The organism is Dactylosporangium darangshiense (genome assembly GCF_039537565.1).
GTDB lineage: Bacteria > Actinomycetota > Actinomycetes > Mycobacteriales > Micromonosporaceae > Dactylosporangium > Dactylosporangium darangshiense.
On record NZ_BAABAT010000016.1, the window covers coordinates 163189 to 181297 of the forward strand.

Here is an 18109-nt window from a genome sequence, read left to right on the forward strand (position 1 = left end):
GATGCCGAATGAACGTTGTCCAGGCCACCCTCAGCGGCGCGCTGATCGGTGGCCTCTACGCCCTGATGGCCATCGGCCTGTCGGTGACCTGGGGGGTGCTGCGCGTCATCAACCTGGCCCACTTCGGGCTCATCCTGATCGGCGCCTACCTCACGTTGCAGTTCGCCACGTCGTGGGGGATCGACCCGCTGCTGACCCTGGTCATCACGGTGCCCCTGATGTTCGTCGCCGGCGCCGCCCTGCAGTGGCTGTTCGACCGGCTCTCACTGAGCGAGTTCAACTCGCTGCTCGTCAGCTTCGGCCTGCTCATCATCACGATCCAGGTCGCCAGCAACGTGTGGACCGCCGACTTCCGGCGGATGAGCGCGGACGTCAACCCGTATGCCACCGAATCCATCTCGATCGGACGGCTCGTCTTCCCGGTCACCACCCTGGTGGCCTTCGGCCTCGCGGTGGTCGTCGTGATCGGGGGCCACCTGGTCCTGCGCCGCACCTTCGCCGGGCGGGCGATGCGCGCGATCGCCCAGGACAGCGCCGTGGCCGGCGCCTTCGGCGTCGACCACCGCCGGCTCAGCCTCCTGCTCGGCGGCGTGGTCGGCGCGACCGCCGCGCTGGCCGGCAGCGTCTTCTCGCTGTCCAACGCGCTCACCCCGGAGACGGCCTACGAGTGGTTCGGCACCGTGTTCGCCGTGGTCATCCTCGGCGGCATCGGCGAGGTCCTCGGTACCTTCGTCGCCGGCATCCTCGTGGGGGTGCTCTCCGGCGTCGTGTCGGTGGTCTGGTCCCCGGCCACCGCGCCGTTCGTGCTGTTCTCCGCCATCATCCTTGCGCTGCTGGTACGCCCGCGTGGGCTGTTCACGATCGGAGCTGTCCGATGAGACGGGGCGGAATCGGCCTGCTGCTGGCGTTCCTCGTCCTCCTCGCGCTCGGGCAGTTCGCGCCGGACCTCGGCATGGCCTCGTTCTATCTGGTGCTGCTCGGCTCGGTGTGCTTCTGGATCGCGCAGGCCACCAGCTGGAACCTGTTGTCCGGCTACAGCGGGTACTTCAGCTTCGGCCAGGCCGCCTACGTCGGCGTCGGCGCCTACACCACGGCCGTGCTCACCGGCCGGCACGGCGTCAGCTTCTTTTACACCGTGCCGATCGCCGCCGTCCTCTGTGGACTGCTCTCCCTCGGCATCGGCGCCGTCGCGTTCCGGCTCGGCTCGCTGCGCGGCGAGATCTTTGCGCTGCTGACCCTCGCCGTGCCGTTCATCCTCGCCGCGTTCGCCCGGATCAACCGTTCCATCGACGGCGGGCAGGGCACCACGCTGCCGCTGCCCGAGTATCCGGACGCGCTCGGCTCCTTCCAGCAGTTCCAGTACCTGCTGGCCCTCGTCGTCGCGGCGATCGCGGTCGGCGTGGCCTTCGTCGTGCAGCACACTCGCTCCGGTTCGGCCCTGGCCGCGATCCACGACAACGAGGACGTCGCCGAGGTGCTCGGCGTGCCCACCTTCCGGTACAAGATGCTCGCCATCGTCGCCAGCGGCGTCCTCGGCGGCGTCGCCGGCAGCGTGTACGCGCTGCAGATCGGCTTCGTCACCGTCGAGAGCGTGTTCGGCCTGACGATCCCGCTGTTCGTCATCGTCATGGGTGTCCTCGGTGGACGGTCGCACTGGCTCGGCCCGGTCATCGGCGCCGTGCTCATCGTGACCCTGCAGGACCGGCTGTCGTCCTACGGCCTCGACGAGTGGAACGCCATCTTCCTGGGCGCGATCCTGGTCGTGCTCGTCGCCACCGCACCCGACGGCCTGTACGCCCGGATCCGCGCCCGGCCGCTCACCGCGCTCGTCGCGTTCGTGGTCGTCTTCGGCGTACTGTTCACCCTCAACGTGTGGGGCGAGACCCTCGACTGGATCGTCGCCGGGCTGCTCGCGGCCGCCCTCGCCGCGATCGTGCGGGGACTGCGGCGCAAGCCCGCTCCCCCGCCCCCGAGCGCGGCGTCTCCAGTGGACACCCCTGCGATGCCGGACGAGGACTCCGGACAACCGGAGATCGGCCCGGTCCTGGTGGAGTGCCGGGGCGTGGCCAAGTACTTCGGCGGCGTGCACGCCCTCGAGGACGTCAGCCTCGACATCCGCGCCGGCGAGCTCATCGGCCTCGTCGGGCCGAACGGGTCGGGCAAGACCACGCTCGTCAACCTGCTCTCCGCGGCCACGCGGCCGACGAAGGGCACGATCCGCATCGACGGCCACGACATCACGAAGCTGCCGCCGCACCGGATCGCGCACGTCGGGCTCGCCCGCACGTACCAGATCCCGCGTCCCTTCGACTCGATGACCGTGCGGGACAACGTGGCGACGGCGATCATGTTCGGCCGGACCCCGATGTCGCTGCGCCAGGCCCGGCCGCTCGCGGAGCAGCACCTCGCGACGGTCGCCCTCGACCACCTCGCCGACGTCCGGCCCGGCCGCCTCAACCTGCACCAGCGGCAGCTGCTGGAGATCGCCCGCGCGATCGCGTCGGACCCGAAGGTGCTGCTGCTGGACGAGGCCCTCGCCGGGCTCAACCCGGCCGAGATCGACAACGCCGTCCGCGTGGTGCGCCGTATCCACCGCAGCGGCATCACCATCGTCATCGTCGAACACCTGTTGCGCGTGCTCAACCAGCTCGCCACCCGCATCGTCGTCCTCGACCGCGGCACCTGCCTCGCCGACGGCGACCCGCAGACGGTGATGAGCGACCCCGCCGTCGTCCGCGCCTACCTGGGGAAGCAGGCCCATGTCTGAGTCGGTGGCTGAAGTGGTACTGGAGGTCAGCGACCTCGACGTTCGCTACGGCGACGCGCAGGCGCTGTGGGGCGTCGAGCTGTCGGTGCGGGCCGGGGAGACGGTGTGCGTCGTCGGCCCCAACGGCGCCGGAAAGTCGACGCTCGTCAACGCCGTCGCCGGCATCCACCCGGCGTCCGGCGGCCGGATCAGCGTCGCCGGCAGCGACACGACATCCCTTGCCGGGCACCGGGTCTGCGCCCACGGGGTCGCGGTCGTCCCCGAGGGGCGGCGCATCTTCCCGCGGATGACGGTGTTCGACAACCTGGTGCTGGGGGCGTACCGCCGCAGCGCGCGCCGCGAGCACCGGGACACGCTCGCCACGGTGTACGACATGTTCCCCCGCCTCGCCGAGCGAGCCGGCCAGCTCGCCGGCAGCCTCAGCGGCGGCGAGCAGCAGATGGTCGCCATCGGCCGGGCCCTGATGGCCCGTCCCCGGCTGCTGCTGCTCGACGAGCCGTCGCTGGGCCTGGCACCGGTACGGGTGGACGAGGTTTACGAGGCCATCGAGCGCATCGCCGCCGGCGGCGTGAGCGTGGTCGTGGTGGAGCAGGACGTGGAGCGCGCGCTCGCCATCGCCGACCGCGCGTACCTGCTCGGCGAGGGCCGGGTGGTGACCTCGGGCCCGGCGGCGCAGCTGCGCGACAGCCCCGAGGTCCGGCGCAGCGTCCTCGGCCTCTGACATGGCCGGACGGCATCCCGGCGGCGCGCGGCCACTGATGTCCGCGGGTCGCCGGGTCAGCGTCGACGGCCACCCGATCTGCGCGGCGTGCGGGGCGGCCGTCGCACCCACCGGCCCGGACCGGTGGCGGCACCTGCCGCCCGGCCGCCCCTACCCGCACCGGTCGAAGTGGCTCGCCCCGGTCACCCTCGCCGAGCTGCGGCGCCTCGACACGTTCGAGGCCTTCGCCGCCCGCTACCCCGAGCTCGCGGCCACGCCCGACGACTGGCGGGAGGGCCGGCGGCGCCTGGAGGCGTACCACGGCCGCCTTTCGGCCCTGAAGCCCGGCCGGCCGGACGGCAACCCGTTGCTGGACCTGATGTCGATCCTGGCCGGCGGCCGGGCCGGGCCCGGCCCGCTGCCGATCCCGCAGGGGCTGGCCCGGGTGCTCGACCTACCCGGCCGCCGCCGCGAGGTGGCCTCGCGGCTGGCGTGGTCGGTGCCGACCGAGGCGGCGCTCGGGCTGATCGGCGATCACGGCCCGATCCTCGACGCGGGCGCCGGCACCGGCTACTGGGCCGCCCTGCTGCGCACCCGCGGTGTCGACGTCGTGGCGACCGACGCCGCTCCCCCGGACGACGGCGACAACGCGTTCCACCGTCCCGGGGCGACCTGGGCGCCGGTCGAGCGGCTGGCCAGCGTTGCCGCGGTCCGCCGCCACCGCGACCGGACGCTGCTGCTGTGCTGGCCACCGCCGGAGAACGACGATGCCGGCTATGCGGCGCTGCGCGCGTACCGGGGCGAGAGGCTGCTCTACGTCGGCGGCGGCGCCGACGGGCCGACGGGCACCGTGCGCCTGCACCGCGAGCTCGACCTCAACTGGACCCCGACCGACGATCTGCTGCTGCCATCCTGGCCGGGCATCCCGGACCGGCTCACCGTGTGGCGGCGCAACCCGTCGCGGCGCCCGCACCGGCAGCGCGACCGCTGCACCGAATGCCGGCGGTTCGTCCCGACCGGCGCGATCGGCCGCTGCGACGACTGCTACGCGGCGGCGCCGCCGGCGCTCGCGCTGCGGTCCGGCGGCCATCGGGTCGAGTACCCGGCGGCCGCCCTGGACGCGATGCCGGCAGCGCTGCGCGCCGCGCTGGAGGCCAGCCCGAACCGCCTGTAGCCCGCGGCGCCTCCTTCACTCAACTGGTGGGGTGTAGCGGGCGTGACGGTCCACGGTGCGACCCGGCCCATCAACTCCCCGGCCAGGTCCCGGCCCAGCAGGCGGATGTGGTCGGCATCGGACGTGCCGATCCCGGTCGGGAAGCTCAGTTCTTCAGCCATAGCCGGATCTCCTCACCGTGCTCGTCCAAACCCGGCGGCGGCAACTCGTACCGCGCCGGCGTGGCTGACAACGTGATCGGGTTCCGGATGCCGGGCACCGACCCGGACTCCACCACCGGCCCCAACCCCAACGACTCAGCCAGGGCGACGCCGCCGTCGATCGTGTTGATCGGCGCGCACGGCACCCCGGCGGCGGTCAGCTCCCGGAACCACTCGTCCCGCGTCTTGGCCGCCAGGCGTTGCACCAGCAGCGGCCGCAGTTGTTCGCGGTTGGCGGTGCGGTCCTGGTTGCGCCGGAACCGCGGATCCTCGAGCAGATGTTCCAGGTCGAGGGCGTGGCAGAGCTTGCGGAACTGCCCGTCGTTGCCGGCAATCACGATCAGTTCGCCGTCGGCGACCGGCAGGGGCTCGTACGGGAACAGGCTCGGATGCGCGTTGCCCATCCGGAACGGCACCGTCCCGCCGGCCACGAACCCGCTGGAATGGTTGACCAGCCCCGACAACGCCGACGACAACAGGTTCACCTCCACCTGCTGCCCCGCCCCGGTCACATCCCGATGCCGCAATGCGGCCAGAATCCCGATCGTCGCGTGCAACCCGGCCATCACATCGAACACCGAGATCCCCGCCCGAAACGGCGGCCCGTCCGCGTCCCCGGTCAGGCTCATCAGCCCGGACACGGCCTGCACCATCAGGTCATACCCCGGCAGCGACGCCCCCGGCCCCGACCCGAACCCACTGATCGACGCGTACACGATCCCGGCGTTGCCCGCCGACACCGACGCATAGTCCAACCCGAACCGGGCCAGCCCACCCGGCTTGAAATTCTCGATCATCACATCCGCACGGGCGGCCAGCTCCTGCGCCGCGGCGAGGTCCTCCGGATCGCGCAGATCCAGTGCGATGGAGCGCTTGTTCCGGTTGGTCCCCAGGTAGTACGTCGACACCCCATCCCGCGTCGGCGGCATCCACGTCCGGGTGTCATCACCGCCCGGACCCTCCACCTTCACCACGTCCGCACCCAGATCCGCCAGCAACATCGTCGCGTAGGGCCCCGCCAGGATCCGCGAGAAGTCCGCCACCAGCAGCCCACTGAGAGGACCCACAACACCTCCTGACCGCTGAGCGGACGATTGTCCGCTAAGGTCAGTCTCAATGTCCAATCGGGCGCTGTCAACAACCATCGGTCCGCACCGCGAACATCGGCCAGCCGAACGCGCGCAAGTGTTTCGATCCTGAGTCTTGACATCACGTGGTGGCCGGAACATTGTGATGTCAGCCGTCCGCTTGACGGACGATTGTCCGCTCAAGCGCCAGAGCTTCCGCATCCGTAGGCGCGCCGCAGGCACCTGCCGCTCATCCCGTCAGCTCGTTCCGATTACCGGACACCGTGCGCCGCACCCGTCGCACCCCGAACGAGTGCGCCGCGAATAGCGGTTTCCGAGCGCAACCCGTGCAGCAAACACCCCGATGCACCAACGCGTACTCAGGAGCACTCATGGCAGACCCAACCGGACCCGGCAAGGAACACGAACCCGAGCGGCATGCGGCGAGCGTCTCGCGCCGCGGGCTGATCATCGGCGGCGGCAGCGTCGTCGCGGCGGCCGCCCTCGGCGCCCCAGCGGCCGCGTCCCCACCGGCCACGACGAAGCCCGGGTCCGACGACGACGAGCTGCTGTTCGTCAACGGCAAGATCCACACCATGGACGACCGCAACTCGGTCGTCTCGGCCGTGCGGCTCAAGGGCGGCCGCTTCACCGCGGTCGGCCGCGACGCCGAACGTGGCAGCTCGGCGAGGAAGATCGACCTGCGCGGGCGCACGGTCGTCCCGGGGCTCATCGAGAGCCACAGCCACTTCGTCAGCCTCGCGAACCGGCCCGGCTACCACGTCGCCGAGTGGGAGCTGGCGAAGAACGTCAACGAGGTGCTCGCCTACCTCAAGGCGCGCCGCAAGGACGTCCCCGAAGGGGCGTTCATCACGGCGATGGGCGCCGGCACGCCGCGCATGTTCGCCGAGCAGCGGCTGCCCACCCTGGCTGAGATCGACGCGGTGATCCCCGACCGGCCGGTGTTCCTCTACCAGAGCGGCTTCGGCCCGGCCCGGGTCAACACGCTTGGCAAGCAGTTCTTCGAGTCGATCACCGACATCCCGGTCACCGTCGGCGCGGACGGCACGATCGCCGGCGGCAACCCGAACATGGCCAACCGCGCGCTGTACCACCTGCGTATCCGCCAGACCTTCGATGACAAGAAGCGCAGCGCGCTGGACGCCATGGCGTACACGGCGAGCGTCGGGCTCACAACGATCCTCGACCAGACCCTCGTCGCGGCCTCGACCGGAACGCTCAACCCGGCGTCGTTGGACCCGCAGCCGACGGACGGGCTGCCCACGCTGAACCATTTCCGGATGTACGACGCGTGGCTCGCCCTGCACGCCGAGGGGCGCGCCTACGTGCGGCTGCAGATGAACTTCCTGCACAACCAGGGCTTCATCACCGAGCTCGGCGGGCTGGACAAGCAGCTGCCCGAGCTCAAGGAGCGGCTGAAGAACCAGTTCCCGTTCTTCGGCGACGACATGCTGCGCACCGGCGGTATCGGCGAGTGGGCCGCGCCGTTCGCCCGGCCCTCGAACGCGAACGGGTACGCCGTCTGGCTCGAGTCGCAGCGGCTCGTGGCCAAGGCGCGCTGGCGCAACGAGAACGCCCAGCCCGGCAGCGCCACCAACACGGACACCATCGAACAGGTCGTCGCGACGTACGAGCAGATGGACCGGGAGTTCGGCATCAAGGACCTGCGCTGGGGCCTGCAGCACGCCGACTACGCCACGCCCGGCCAGCTCGCCCGGCTCAAGGCGCTCAACTGCGGCGTCTCGGTCTCGGGGTTCCGCTGGCTCAACGGCACGCCGCGCGCCGACGGGCTGCCGGCCGGCCCGCTCTTCAAGCAGATCCTCGCCAGCGGCATCCCGATGGGCATGCACGAGGACGGCATCCACATCTCCCCGCACAACCCGTGGTTCGCCCTGCACTACGCGACGACCGGGCTCAACGTGCTCGGCCAGCAGATCAACCCGGGGCAGCAGATCACGCGGCAAGAGGCCCTGCACGCGTACACCCGCGGCAACGCGTGGTACCTCAACCGCGAGGACGAGCTCGGCTCGATCGAGAAGGACAAGTTCGCCGACCTCGTGGTCCTCGACAAGGACTACTTCACCGTGAGCGACGCGGCGATGCGCGACATCCGCCCGATCCTGGCCATCATCGACGGCAAGATCGTGCACGACACCGGCGCACTGAGCCGCCACTGACCGCCGCCGGGCGGCGCGGATCCCTCGATCCGCCCCGCCCGGCTGCTCGGGCTCACTGCCGCTCGAACGTCCAGGTGGTGGTCGCCGAGCCGTCGGGCAGGGCGTTGGTGAGCGTGAACGTGGTCGCGGAGCAGGTGAAGGTTCCGCCGCCGAACAAGGGCGGCTGGGCCGCGCCGTTGCCGAGTGGGTCGTTGGCGGACGTGGCGGTGACTGCCTTGTGGTCGTAGACGGTGACTGCGGTCGGCTTGGTCAGCGCCAACGAGATGGTGACCTGTGACAGGTCCGAGTGCCCGGTCGGCAGGTAACCGCTCGCGCTGCCCGCCGGCAGCGTGAACTGCACGGTGCCGGTGCCGGCGAAGGTTAGCCGTCCGGCGGAGCCCACACCCCCGGACGAGGCGGTGAAGGTCACCGGCGACATCCCGGTGAATGTCGCCTGTGCCGCGCCGTCGGCCCCGATCCGCAGCCCGACGCCGGCGCCGCCCTGCTCGTTCATGTCCACCGCGGGCACCCGGCCGGTCATCGAGGTCGAGCGCCACGTACCGACCAGGCACGACGAGGGCGGCTGCGCGCACGCCTGGGCGACGGTCTCTCCCACCACGCGCACCGATCCGGCGCCGGTACCGCCGCTCGCCTCCAGATAGGCCGGACCATGGCCCAGCGCGGGCAGGGTTACCCCCGCCGACGCGGTGCCGGCCGGGCAGGTGCAGGTGCCGACCGCGCAGAGCGGCTGGCCGTTCATGTCGGCCAGCGTCCGGTCGCCCGAGCCGTCGGGTCCGAGCAGGCCGCGGGTGCCGGCCGTGGTGGTGATCTGCACGACGTCGGCCTGCAGGTCGAGCCGGACGAGCAGGTCGGCCGCGGCGGTGATCGGCAGGTCGCGCTGGAAGCCGTTGCCGACGGCCAGTTGTTCGGGCGTGTACCGGTCGGTGACCCGCGCCAGCCCCGGCCACTCGGTGATGGTCCAGGCGGGGCCGGGTCGCCGGCCCATCGCGAAACCGGATGCCCAGGTCTGCAGGAACTGCACGTTGTTCGCGACGGGTGCGAAGGCGGCGTCGTCCGAGGCCGCCTCGCTCTGCCCCTGCGCGAAGGCTCGCTGCCACCCGAGCATCAGCTGGTCGCCGAGCTGCCATGGGCTCAGGCCGGCCTCCTGCATGTGCGCGTACATCCCGACCGCGTCGTAGGTGCGCGCGTACAGCGAGGCTTCGGGGGAGGTCAGGTACCGGTCCCAGTGTGCGATCAGCGAGGGCTCGTCGGAGGTGAACGGCTCCATCCAGAACGTCGCCAGGCCTTCGCTGAGCCACGCGGGCATCCGGTAGGTGTCGGTGCCGATCAGGTCGTACTCGAAGCAGTGTCCGAGTTCGTGGGCGAGGATCGCGGTGCGGCCGGTCGGCGTCGCGCCGCTGAACTGGGGGTTCAGGTGCAGCCAGCACACCGGATGCCCGTCGTCCGGTCCCGCGGTCGGCGTGCAGGTCATGGCGTACGCCCACGCTTCGGAGGCCGCGCCCGGCGGCGCCGTCGTGTTGACGGTGAGGTACAGCGGCAGCCTCAGGTGCCGGCCGAGCCGGTCGCCGAGCTCGGCGACGAGGCGGTCGACCTCCGGCCGGTAGCCCTCCGCGCCGGCTGAGTCGGTCACCGCGCCACGGCACGTCGCGACCACGACCTCCGGCGCCTGCGCGCCGCCGCCCTGGCCGGGTGCGAGCCAGGCGTCGACCGACACGGCCGCGTCCACCGCTTGCTGCTGGGCCTGGGACAGCTGCGCCCAGTGCTGGTACACCCACGAAACGGCCAGCGTGCCCGAGCGGACGTCAGCGGCGGCGCCGGGCGGTTGGGTCACTCCGGGCAACGGGGAGACCGCCAACGCAAACGCGTTGAGCGCGGTGGCGGTGTCCACCGAACCATCGGGGTGAACCTGGTCAAGTATCCGGTTCCAAGCCGAGGTGGGGGCGCTGGTGGGCCGGTTGCCCGAACTGCGACATCCGGCGAGTCCGACGACCAGCGCAGTGGCTGCGCCAATGACACCGAGCATACGAAGAGTACGTGAAGCCGTGCGAACGAACGTGCGGCCATCGCCAACGTCCGACCGCTGCACCTTCGAGCAAAGCGTTCCCGTGTACACACTGCCCCCTTACCGTGCGTCACCGCTGCAACCGCCTGAGCCCGGCCCGGCCACATAGCTGTGGATCTCAGTGCTACGGGCCAGGGGCTGAAACTTCAAGCGACTGTCCTGCAGCCGACCTGACCGCCACGACGGTCGAACTGCGCGGGCGGCCCGGCGAAATGTTGCGGGCAGTGTCGGATCGGGTCAGGGGTGTTCGTAGTGGGGGTGGGAGGCCGCCCAGGAGGGGCGCGCCCCGGGTACGGAAGGACGTTCCTCATGACTGCCTTGACGGAGCCGAGCACCGTCGTTGCACACCGCTCCAGTCGCCGGATGTGGGCAATCCTGGGGCTGGTCTTGCTTGCCGACGCCCTCGACGTGATCGATGCGACAGTCACGAACATCGCCGCCCCCACCATCGCCGGCGAGCTCAACGGCGGTGTGAGTCTGATCAAGTGGTTGGGACCGGCGTACATGCTCGCCATGGGTGTCCTGCTCCTGGTCGGCGGACGGCTGGGTGACAAGTTCGGCCAACGCAGGCTTTTCCTGATCGGCATGGGCGGGTTCACCCTGGCCTCGGCAGTCGCCGGGTTCTCACCTGCCCCGGCCCTGCTCATCGCCGCCCGGGTTGCTCAGGGGGCGTTCGGGGCTCTCCTCATCCCGCAAGGCATGGCGATCATGACGAAAGCGTTCAGCCGCGACATGCTCGCCAAGGCGTTCGGGCTGTTCGGCCCGGTTCTCGGTCTCTCCAGTGTCGGCGGGCCGGTCCTGGCCGGATTCATCATCAGCGCCGACCTGTTCGGGCTGTCCTGGCGCCCGATCTTCCTTGCAAACATCATCCTTGGCACTATCGGGCTGGTCATGGCCGCCAAGATCCTGCCGCGTGACGACGACAGCGACCGGTCCACCGTCGTCGACGGTTGGGGCTCCGGCCTGCTTGCGGTAGCCATGATCGGGCTGCTGTACGGCCTGATCGAGGGCTCCACCAACGGCTGGAGCGCCGTCCCCGTCGTCTCGATCACCGTCGGCGTCCTGTTCTTCGCCGCCTTCGCCTACCGTCAGCGCACCGCAACCCACCCGCTCATCAAGCCCTCGCTCTTGAAGAACCGGGGTTTCACCTCCGCAATGCTGGTGGGCCTGGCCGTCTTCGCCGCCGGCACCGGCCTGATCTTCGTGCTGTCGCTGTTCCTGCAGGAGGGGCTGCACGCCAGCCCGCGGGACGCCTCGCTCGGCCTGGTGCCGCTCACCCTGGGGCTCATCGCCGCCGGGTTCGCCGCCATGGGTGGCCTGGTTGCCAAGCTCGGTCGCACGCTCGTCTTCATCGGCCTCACCGTCGTCCTCGCCGGTTGCGGTTGGGTCCTGGCCCTCGTCGATCACTCCGGGACGAACGTCAGCCTCTGGGCGCTGGCCCCGGCGTTGTTCGTCATCGGCATCGGCACCGGCCTCTGCTTCGCCACGATCCCCACCGTTGCTCTCGGCGACGCGAAACCTGACGAAGCCGGCAGCGCCAGCGGCTCGCTCAGCTCGATCCAGCAACTCGCTTCAGCGATCGGCTCGGCCGCGGTCACGTCGATCTTCTTCCAAGCCGCGACCTCCGGACTGGCCCACGCGATGCAAGTCACTCTTATCGTCGTTCTGGCCGTCACCGCCCTCAGCCTCCCGATCGTCGCCCTGATGCCCCGCAGTGCACCGCAAGAACCCGGCGGCCACTGAGCAACCGGCCAGACGTGGCGACCATGCAGTTGTGGACGTTCGGAGGGTGACGAGCGGCCTTCTCGGTTGGCCTGGGTACGGTGAACACCGCCTGCCGTGGCAGATACATGTTCGATACGACGACGGGAGCACGGTCCATGTCATATGTACGACGCTTCGACCACGTCGGCATCACGGTCGCAGATCTCGATGTCGTGACCGCCTTCTTCGTGGCGCTCGGCTTGGAGGTCGAGGGCAGGGCGTTCGTCGAGGGCGAGTTCTTGGAGACGGTCTGCGGCATTCCCGACTCCCGCACCGAGATCGTCATGCTGAAGTCGCCCGACGATGGCGCCCGCCTGGAGCTCGCGAGGTTCGTGCGGCCCGACTCGGTGCCGGGCTCGCCGGCCGCCATGTCCAACGAGCTGGGATTGCGCAACGTGTCCTTCGAGGTCAACGATTTGCAGGCCGCCGTCGACTGGGCCGCGAGCGAGGGCTACGGACTGGTCGGTGGCATCGGCGAGTACGAGGGTGCTTGGCGGATGGCCTACGTCCGGGGGCCGGAAGGGATCATCGTCTCGCTGGCCGAGCGCGTCGGCTGAGCGCGCAACGGCCGGATCTACCGCAGACAACGCGCGTCCGGCTTCCCGCGCCCGTCACGATGCGTGAGCGGCGCGCCGGTTCCACGACAGGCGTAGCTGTCGCAATCGACGGCGGTGCCCATGGTTCAGGCTACGAGCAGGCGAAGGCCGAGCTCTGCCGCGTCGAGGGCGACGAGCTCGCGGTTGCGCTCGGCCCACCGCCCTGAGGAAAGGTCGTCGCGGAGCCTGTCTACTGCCCGCTGCTCCGCCTCCGGCCCAACTCTGGTCCATACCGATACCGCGCGGCGCACATGTTCGTCCAGGTACCTCTCGGGCCGGCGCCAGTAGGCCTCGAAGAAGCCGTCAGCGCAGTCCCACGGGATGAGCACCGGCTCCATGCGGGCCCCGATCGCGTGGGCCAGCTGTTCCACCGAGGGCCGACCGGCGACCAGGCCGGCGACCTCAGACAGGTAGTCGCGGGTAAGCCAGAACCGGTGAAGCCAGCCGGTGTCACTGGCGTCGTGCGTGAACACCACCACGCGGCGGGCCACGCGCCGCATCTCGCGCAGCCCGGCGATCGGGTCGTGCCAGTGATGAACAGTGCTGAAGGCCATCGCGGCGTCGAAGGACTGGTCCTCGAACGGAAGGTTCTCCGCACTGGCGGCCACGCACGGCGCCGCGCCCGCGAGACGCTGTGCCCGCATGACCGCCGACGGTTCCACTGCCGTGACATCGCGGTCTGAGGGCTCGTAGGAGCCGGTGCCGGCCCCGACGTTCAGCACCGTCCGAGCGTCGCCGAGCGCATCCCAGATCCGCGCGGCGATCCGCGGCTCGGTGCGCCGGGTCGCTGGGTAAGCAGACCCGATGGCTTCGTACAACTGTGCGCCGAACACTTTCAGCTGTTCCTCGGGCGTCGTCCTGATCCCCATTGCCCGCGCCTCCAGTTCCCTGTCTATGGCCCTCACCATGGCAGCAGCGCAGTCGCGCTGTTCCAGCAACATGCCGCGCAGCCGATGCAGATGCGCAACGGCATCGGTGGCCGGGTCATCAACCAGATCCGCGATCTCGCGCAATCCGAAGCCCAGCCGGCGGTAGGCGAGCACCTCCCGCAGTCGCTCCACGTCAGCTGCCGAGTAGGTCCGGTACCCGGCTGCGGTCCGCGCGGACGGCCGCACGAGGCCGATCTCGTCATAGTGGTGCAGCGTGCGAACGCTCACGTCGGCCAGCTCGGCCACGCGCCCCACGGTCAGGTGCTCTTCCACGCCACCGACTATGTGGCATGACGCCACGTGAGGGACAAGCGCTCCGCTCCTGGCATGGGCTGCACGGTGACCTTGGTCCATGCGTGCGGCTGGCTAGCCCTACAGGTCCGGTAGTTTTGTATTTCCTATTGAGTCGATGGGAAAAGGCTACTACGGTCACGATGTGTTCTCATCGAAAACTATGTCTCGCCGCGCCGTGCTGGCGACGGCCGTCGGCGCGGGCGCCGCCACCGTGCTGATCCCATCGTCGGCCGATGCCGCCGTGCCGCGGGCCGACACGCTGCTCGAGTGGTACGACCTCACCGCCACCACCATCGGGGTTATCACCGGGCCCCAGCAGGTGACCAACAGCCGCACGTGGGCCGTCGCCTGGATCGCCGCCTGGCGCGCGGTTTCTGCCGTCCGTCCGGGCGCTGACGCCGAGCTCGCGCTGGCCGCCGCGGTCCACGAGACCCTCATCACCACCAACCCGGCCGCCGCGCCGGCGCTCGACGCCGCGCTCGCGGCCACGCTGGCCCGGCTGAGCGTCCGGCGCCCGGAGCGGGCCGTCGCCGTCGGCGTCGATGCCGCCCGCGCGGTGCTCGCCGAGCGGGCCGGCGACGGGCTCGACCTCGCCTCGGTGAACCGGCCGTATACGCCGCCGGCGGCCGCGCCCGGCGTGTGGCAGCCGACGCCGCCCGCCTTCGCCACGCCGGTCCAGTCCGGGCAGGGCGACGGGCGGCCGTTCCTGGTGCGCAGCGTCGAGCCGCTGCAGCCGGGGCCGCCGCCCGCCCTCGACAGCGCCGTCTACCTGCGCGACCTCGCGGAGTCGCGGGCGGTCGGGGCCGTGGACAGCACCGTGCGCACGCCGCAGCAGACCGCCGTGGCCCGGTTCTGGTCGCAGAGCTCACTCAACGGATTCACCCCCGCGCTGCGCACGACCGTCGCGCCGCACGGCTCGCACGCCGTGGACAGGCGCCCGCTCGCGCAGCGGATCGCGCTCATCGCGCTGTTCCACGCGGCTACGATCGACGCGCAGATCACGACGTACAAGGCGAAGTACCGCTACCTGTTCTGGCGGCCGGTCACCGCGATCCGGACCGGTTCCGTCGCACCGGACCCGTTGTGGACGCCGTTCCTCACCACGCCCGCGCACCCGGAGTACCCGTCGGGGCACACCACGTATGCGGGCGCGGCGCAGGCGGTGCTGGACAAGCTCGCCGGGCCGCCGCGGGCCGCGTTCTCGCTGACGAGTGCGGTGGCGACCGACGTGACGCTGACGTACCGGCGGTGGTTGGAGCTGACGCGCGACAACATCGACGCGCGCGTCTGGGAGGGCGTGCACTTCCGCAATACGGACGAGCTGGGAGCGGCCGTCGGGCGGCGGGCGGCCCTGGCCGCGCTCGCGCGCTGGCACGGGCGGCCGCTGTAGGGCCTGGCCGGGCTCATGCCCCCAGCCATGAGCCCGGCTACCGCACCGGCTTGGTCGAGTCGGCCTGACGCCGCCGGTACGCCTGCACCTTTGCGATGGAGCCGCAAGACCGGCCGTTGGCGTCGTCGGCGACCATCCCGCACCAGACCTTGGTGCGGTTGCGGGAGTGGTCGAAGAACACCCACCGGCAGTCGGGGCACGCCTTGAGCCGTGGCCAGGTGCCGTCACCGACTGCGCCGGCCACGATCGCGGCCGCCACCGCGGCCGGATCCGCCGGATCGGTGGCGACGAGTTCGGTGCCGCCGGGCACCACCACGACGCGCACCGGGTGCGCGTCGAACAGCTCCTGCAGCCCTCCGGGCGGCCCGCCGAGCGCCGAACGCAGGGCGTCGCGGGTCCGGGCCAGGTCGGCGAGGTCCGTGGGCGTCCGCGGGCGAGGCAGGCCCGGTACCGCGTCCCGCCAGGCGGCGACGTCGACGGCCAGGTCCGCCAGCCGGTCCACACCGACTCGGATGTCGTTGGGGATCAGCCATGTGTTGAGCAGGGCGCGTACCACCTCCAGGCGACCGGGGGCGGCGTTGCGTGCGGACATGTTTACCAGTGTTGCGCAGACGCTGGTTGCCCGCCAGAACGAGCTGTGTTTACCATCAAATACATGACGACGGTTAACAGCGCACCGGCGTCGGGTGCTGGGCAGCTGCTGCGCCACGCCGGCTGGTGGAAGTGGTCGGCCGCGGCAGGCAGCGCCCGGCTGCCGGTCGCCATGGCGTCCCTCGGCATGGTGTACGCGGGAGCGCAGGTCAACGGCTCCTACGCGACCGGTGCCGTCCTCGGCGGTGCATACGCGTTCGCCGAAGCGCTCGGCGCTGCGTGGGGCGGCCGGCTGATCGCCCGCGCCGGCACGCTCGGCCTACGCGTCGCGCTGCTCGCCGGCGGGGCACTCGCCTTCGCGCTCGCCGCCGCGGTGCAGGTGAAACTCCCGGTAGTCCTGCTGGTGCCGCTCGCCGTGCTCGTCGGCGCCGTGCCGGCGGGCGTGCCGGGCGGGTATCGGGCGCTGCTGCCGGCGATCGTGCCGCGCAGCTGGCTGGGCACCGCGTTCTCCTGGGACGCCGCCCTGCTGGAGATCCAATGGCTGGCCGCGCCGGCCCTGGTGAGCGCCGCCGTCATCACGTTCAACGGCGCCGCGGGCATCGCCGCGATGGGCGTTGTGCTGCTCCTCGCGGCGCTGCTGACCCTCGGCCTGCCCAAGCAGCGCGACACGCCCGACGCCGACGGCACAGCGGTCGGTGGCACACACGGCCTGTGGAGCCGGCCAGCGGTGACCAACTACGTACTGTCGTTCGCGATGGGGCTCGGCGAGTCGGGCGTCGTGGTCAGCCTGCCCGCCCTGCTGCCGGCGCTCGGCGGGCGGGCCGAGCTCGCCGGTATCCTCGCCGCGACGCTCAGCGCGGCCAGCCTGGTCGGCGGCCTCCTGTACGGTGCCCTGCAGCACCGCCTGCACGGCTCGCTGGAGCTGCGGGCCAACCTCGCGCTCGCCGCGCTCGGGCTGTTCCTGTTGCCCGTCGCCTTCGCCGGCAACCTGTTCATGGCGCTGTCGACCCTGGCCCTGGGCGGGCTGCTCGTCGCGCCGCTCAACGGCCTGCGTACCCAGCACCTCGCCGAGACCCTGTCCACCGACCGGCAGACCGAAGGATTCTCGGTGCAGTACGCGACGATGGGCCTCGGCGCCTCCGCCGGCGCGCTCATCGTGGCCGCGCTGCTGTACATCGGCCCGCGCTACGCCACTGCGGGTCCGGCGGCGGTACTGCTCCTGCTCGGCCTGATCGCCGTGGCGTCGAGCCGCACCACCCACCTGGGACTGCGCCCGGGGCGGTGAGCCGCACGCGATCGGTGAACCTACGCCGCCGCTTCCGCAACGCCCTGCCGACGGTGCCCGCCGCCTACCGTCACGCGTTGCGCTCCCCCGCCGCCTGACCGATAACCCGGCGGGGCGGCGCGGCGCGCTCGCGCAGCAGCGCCAGCATGTCGCGCAGCGCGGGCGGGATCCGGGGCTGGCGGCGGTGCAGTGCGGCCATCGTGACGACCGTGGTGTCGCCGGCCAAGGGCCGCGTCACGATCAGGCCCGCGCGCTCCAGCGGGTCGCCGAGGACGCTGTAGTCGGGCAGCACGGTCAGGCCGATGCCCTCGGCGACCATCATCTTGCCCATCTCCGCGCCGTCCGTGGAGTGCCATTCCGCGGGCAGGTCGGAGCCGAAGAGCCGGTGCGCGAAGCGGTACATCAGATAGCCCGACCGCATCGCCACGAACCGCTCGCCGCGCAGGTCGTCGGCCGAGACCTCCGGCCGGGCCGTGAGCGGATGACCGGCCCGCAGGACCACCGCGGGGCGGCCGACCAGCAGCGGCGTGGGCTCGAGGGCGGGCGGCACGTCGTCGCCGTCGAGGAGGTTGACCAGGCCGAGGTCGAGGGTGCCGTCCAGTAGCGCGGCGTGGATCTCGTCCTGCTGCAGGTTGCGCACCTCGACCGCGGCGCGGCGGTGGGTCGACTGGAAGGCCCGCACGGACGGCAGGAGCAGCGCGGCGGTGCCGGCGTTGACGGTGCCGATGCGCAGCATGCGCCGGGTGGCCAGCTGGTCGCCCGCGGCGGCCTTGAGGCGCTCGACGGACTCCAGGACGTCGACGATCGGCTGCAGCAGCTCACGGCCGGCCAGGCTGATCCGGGCCCCGGAGCGGTGGCGCTCCAGCAGGGTCACGCCGAGCTCGGCCTCCAGCTTGCGGATGGCCTCACTCAGTGCGGGCTGTGACACGTGCATCTGCTCGCTCGCGCGGCGCAGGGAGCCGAAGCGGGTCACGGCGGCGAGGTATTCGAGCTGTTCGATGCGCACGGGCACTCCCCATGAGAGGAAAAAGCTGGCAGGGGATCGACAACGCCTTCCAGCCGAGGTCTTGCGATCCGATACCCTACTAACCC

14 protein-coding genes are annotated in these 18109 nt (G+C 71.2%); 9 read left to right on the plus strand and 5 right to left on the minus strand.

Translation table 11 applies throughout. The annotated features are described in order from the left end of the window. Nucleotides 1–8: 8 nt before the first annotated feature. From ABD901_RS27880 to ABD901_RS27895, 4 genes are read left to right on the plus strand one after another with little or no spacing between them, the layout of a single operon-like run. Nucleotides 9–878 (plus strand): branched-chain amino acid ABC transporter permease, encoded by an 870-nt coding sequence (locus tag ABD901_RS27880; protein ID WP_345130790.1) that lies wholly within the window; start codon nucleotides 9–11, stop codon nucleotides 876–878. Then, nucleotides 875–2767 (plus strand): branched-chain amino acid ABC transporter ATP-binding protein/permease, encoded by a 1893-nt coding sequence (locus tag ABD901_RS27885; RefSeq protein ID WP_345130792.1) that lies wholly within the window; start codon nucleotides 875–877, stop codon nucleotides 2765–2767. The genes ABD901_RS27880 and ABD901_RS27885 overlap by 4 nt, the downstream gene beginning before the upstream one ends. Continuing rightward, nucleotides 2760–3488, plus strand: coding sequence for an ABC transporter ATP-binding protein (locus ABD901_RS27890; protein ID WP_345130795.1), 729 nt, complete (start codon nucleotides 2760–2762; stop codon nucleotides 3486–3488). Before ABD901_RS27885 ends, ABD901_RS27890 begins: the two co-directional genes overlap by 8 nt. 37 nt (nucleotides 3489–3525) lie before the next feature. Further along, nucleotides 3526–4641 carry a class I SAM-dependent methyltransferase gene (locus ABD901_RS27895; RefSeq protein ID WP_345130797.1) on the plus strand — a complete coding sequence of 372 codons (1116 nt, stop codon included), beginning with the start codon at nucleotides 3526–3528 and terminating at the stop codon, nucleotides 4639–4641. Nucleotides 4642–4786: 145 nt separating this feature from the next. Here ABD901_RS27895 and ABD901_RS27900 read toward each other — a convergent pair whose 3' ends face one another. Continuing rightward, nucleotides 4787–5986 carry a CaiB/BaiF CoA transferase family protein gene (locus ABD901_RS27900; RefSeq protein WP_345130799.1) on the minus strand — a complete coding sequence of 400 codons (1200 nt, stop codon included), beginning with the start codon at nucleotides 5984–5986 and terminating at the stop codon, nucleotides 4787–4789. Nucleotides 5987–6300: 314 nt separating this feature from the next. Here ABD901_RS27900 and ABD901_RS27905 point away from each other — a divergent pair, with 314 nt between their 5' ends. Then, nucleotides 6301–8106: an amidohydrolase gene (locus ABD901_RS27905; protein ID WP_345130801.1), complete on the plus strand. Its 1806-nt coding sequence runs from the start codon at nucleotides 6301–6303 to the stop codon at nucleotides 8104–8106. Nucleotides 8107–8158: 52 nt separating this feature from the next. On the opposite strand, the gene ABD901_RS27910 is transcribed toward ABD901_RS27905, so the two are convergent. Then, on the minus strand, nucleotides 8159–9994 hold the full coding sequence (locus ABD901_RS27910; protein WP_345130803.1) for a hypothetical protein: 1836 nt from the start codon (nucleotides 9992–9994) through the stop codon (nucleotides 8159–8161). 483 nt (nucleotides 9995–10477) lie between these two features. Here ABD901_RS27910 and ABD901_RS27915 point away from each other — a divergent pair, with 483 nt between their 5' ends. Continuing rightward, nucleotides 10478–11911, plus strand: coding sequence for an MFS transporter (locus ABD901_RS27915; protein WP_345130805.1), 1434 nt, complete (start codon nucleotides 10478–10480; stop codon nucleotides 11909–11911). 137 nt (nucleotides 11912–12048) lie between these two features. Then, a complete protein-coding gene (locus ABD901_RS27920) occupies nucleotides 12049–12489 on the plus strand; it encodes a VOC family protein (RefSeq protein ID WP_345130807.1) in 441 nt (146 codons plus the stop codon). Between the two features lie 125 nt (nucleotides 12490–12614). On the opposite strand, the gene ABD901_RS27925 is transcribed toward ABD901_RS27920, so the two are convergent. Then, complete coding sequence (locus ABD901_RS27925) at nucleotides 12615–13730, minus strand: MerR family transcriptional regulator (protein ID WP_345130809.1); 1116 nt, start codon at nucleotides 13728–13730, stop codon at nucleotides 12615–12617. 181 nt (nucleotides 13731–13911) lie between these two features. Between ABD901_RS27925 and ABD901_RS27930 the strand changes: the two genes are divergently transcribed. Beyond that, the gene (locus ABD901_RS27930) at nucleotides 13912–15141 is read left to right on the plus strand and encodes a vanadium-dependent haloperoxidase (protein ID WP_345130811.1); all 1230 of its coding nucleotides are present in this window, start codon (nucleotides 13912–13914) and stop codon (nucleotides 15139–15141) included. 37 nt (nucleotides 15142–15178) lie between these two features. Here the strand turns inward: ABD901_RS27930 and ABD901_RS27935 are convergent, their stop codons facing one another. Then, nucleotides 15179–15733 carry a CGNR zinc finger domain-containing protein gene (locus ABD901_RS27935; protein WP_345130813.1) on the minus strand — a complete coding sequence of 185 codons (555 nt, stop codon included), beginning with the start codon at nucleotides 15731–15733 and terminating at the stop codon, nucleotides 15179–15181. A 63-nt stretch (nucleotides 15734–15796) separates the two neighbouring features. Here ABD901_RS27935 and ABD901_RS27940 point away from each other — a divergent pair, with 63 nt between their 5' ends. After that, on the plus strand, nucleotides 15797–17017 hold the full coding sequence (locus ABD901_RS27940) for an MFS transporter (protein ID WP_345130816.1): 1221 nt from the start codon (nucleotides 15797–15799) through the stop codon (nucleotides 17015–17017). Between the two features lie 70 nt (nucleotides 17018–17087). Here ABD901_RS27940 and ABD901_RS27945 read toward each other — a convergent pair whose 3' ends face one another. After that, nucleotides 17088–18023, minus strand: a complete 936-nt coding sequence (locus ABD901_RS27945) for a LysR family transcriptional regulator (protein ID WP_345130818.1) — start codon at nucleotides 18021–18023, stop codon at nucleotides 17088–17090. Between the last annotated feature and the right edge of the window lie 86 nt (nucleotides 18024–18109).

Coding starts and splice junctions, on each gene's coding strand:
- ABD901_RS27920 (WP_345130807.1), top strand. CDS start 12,049: ATGTCATATGTACGACGCTTCGACCACGTCGGCATCACGGTCGCAGAT.
- ABD901_RS27880 (WP_345130790.1), top strand. CDS start 9: ATGAACGTTGTCCAGGCCACCCTCAGCGGCGCGCTGATCGGTGGCCTC.
- ABD901_RS27885 (WP_345130792.1), top strand. CDS start 875: ATGAGACGGGGCGGAATCGGCCTGCTGCTGGCGTTCCTCGTCCTCCTC.
- ABD901_RS27890 (WP_345130795.1), top strand. CDS start 2,760: ATGTCTGAGTCGGTGGCTGAAGTGGTACTGGAGGTCAGCGACCTCGAC.
- ABD901_RS27935 (WP_345130813.1), bottom strand. CDS start 15,733: ATGTCCGCACGCAACGCCGCCCCCGGTCGCCTGGAGGTGGTACGCGCC.
- ABD901_RS27915 (WP_345130805.1), top strand. CDS start 10,478: ATGACTGCCTTGACGGAGCCGAGCACCGTCGTTGCACACCGCTCCAGT.
- ABD901_RS27905 (WP_345130801.1), top strand. CDS start 6,301: ATGGCAGACCCAACCGGACCCGGCAAGGAACACGAACCCGAGCGGCAT.
- ABD901_RS27930 (WP_345130811.1), top strand. CDS start 13,912: ATGTCTCGCCGCGCCGTGCTGGCGACGGCCGTCGGCGCGGGCGCCGCC.
- ABD901_RS27895 (WP_345130797.1), top strand. CDS start 3,526: ATGTCCGCGGGTCGCCGGGTCAGCGTCGACGGCCACCCGATCTGCGCG.
- ABD901_RS27940 (WP_345130816.1), top strand. CDS start 15,797: ATGACGACGGTTAACAGCGCACCGGCGTCGGGTGCTGGGCAGCTGCTG.
- ABD901_RS27900 (WP_345130799.1), bottom strand. CDS start 5,986: ATGGTTGTTGACAGCGCCCGATTGGACATTGAGACTGACCTTAGCGGA.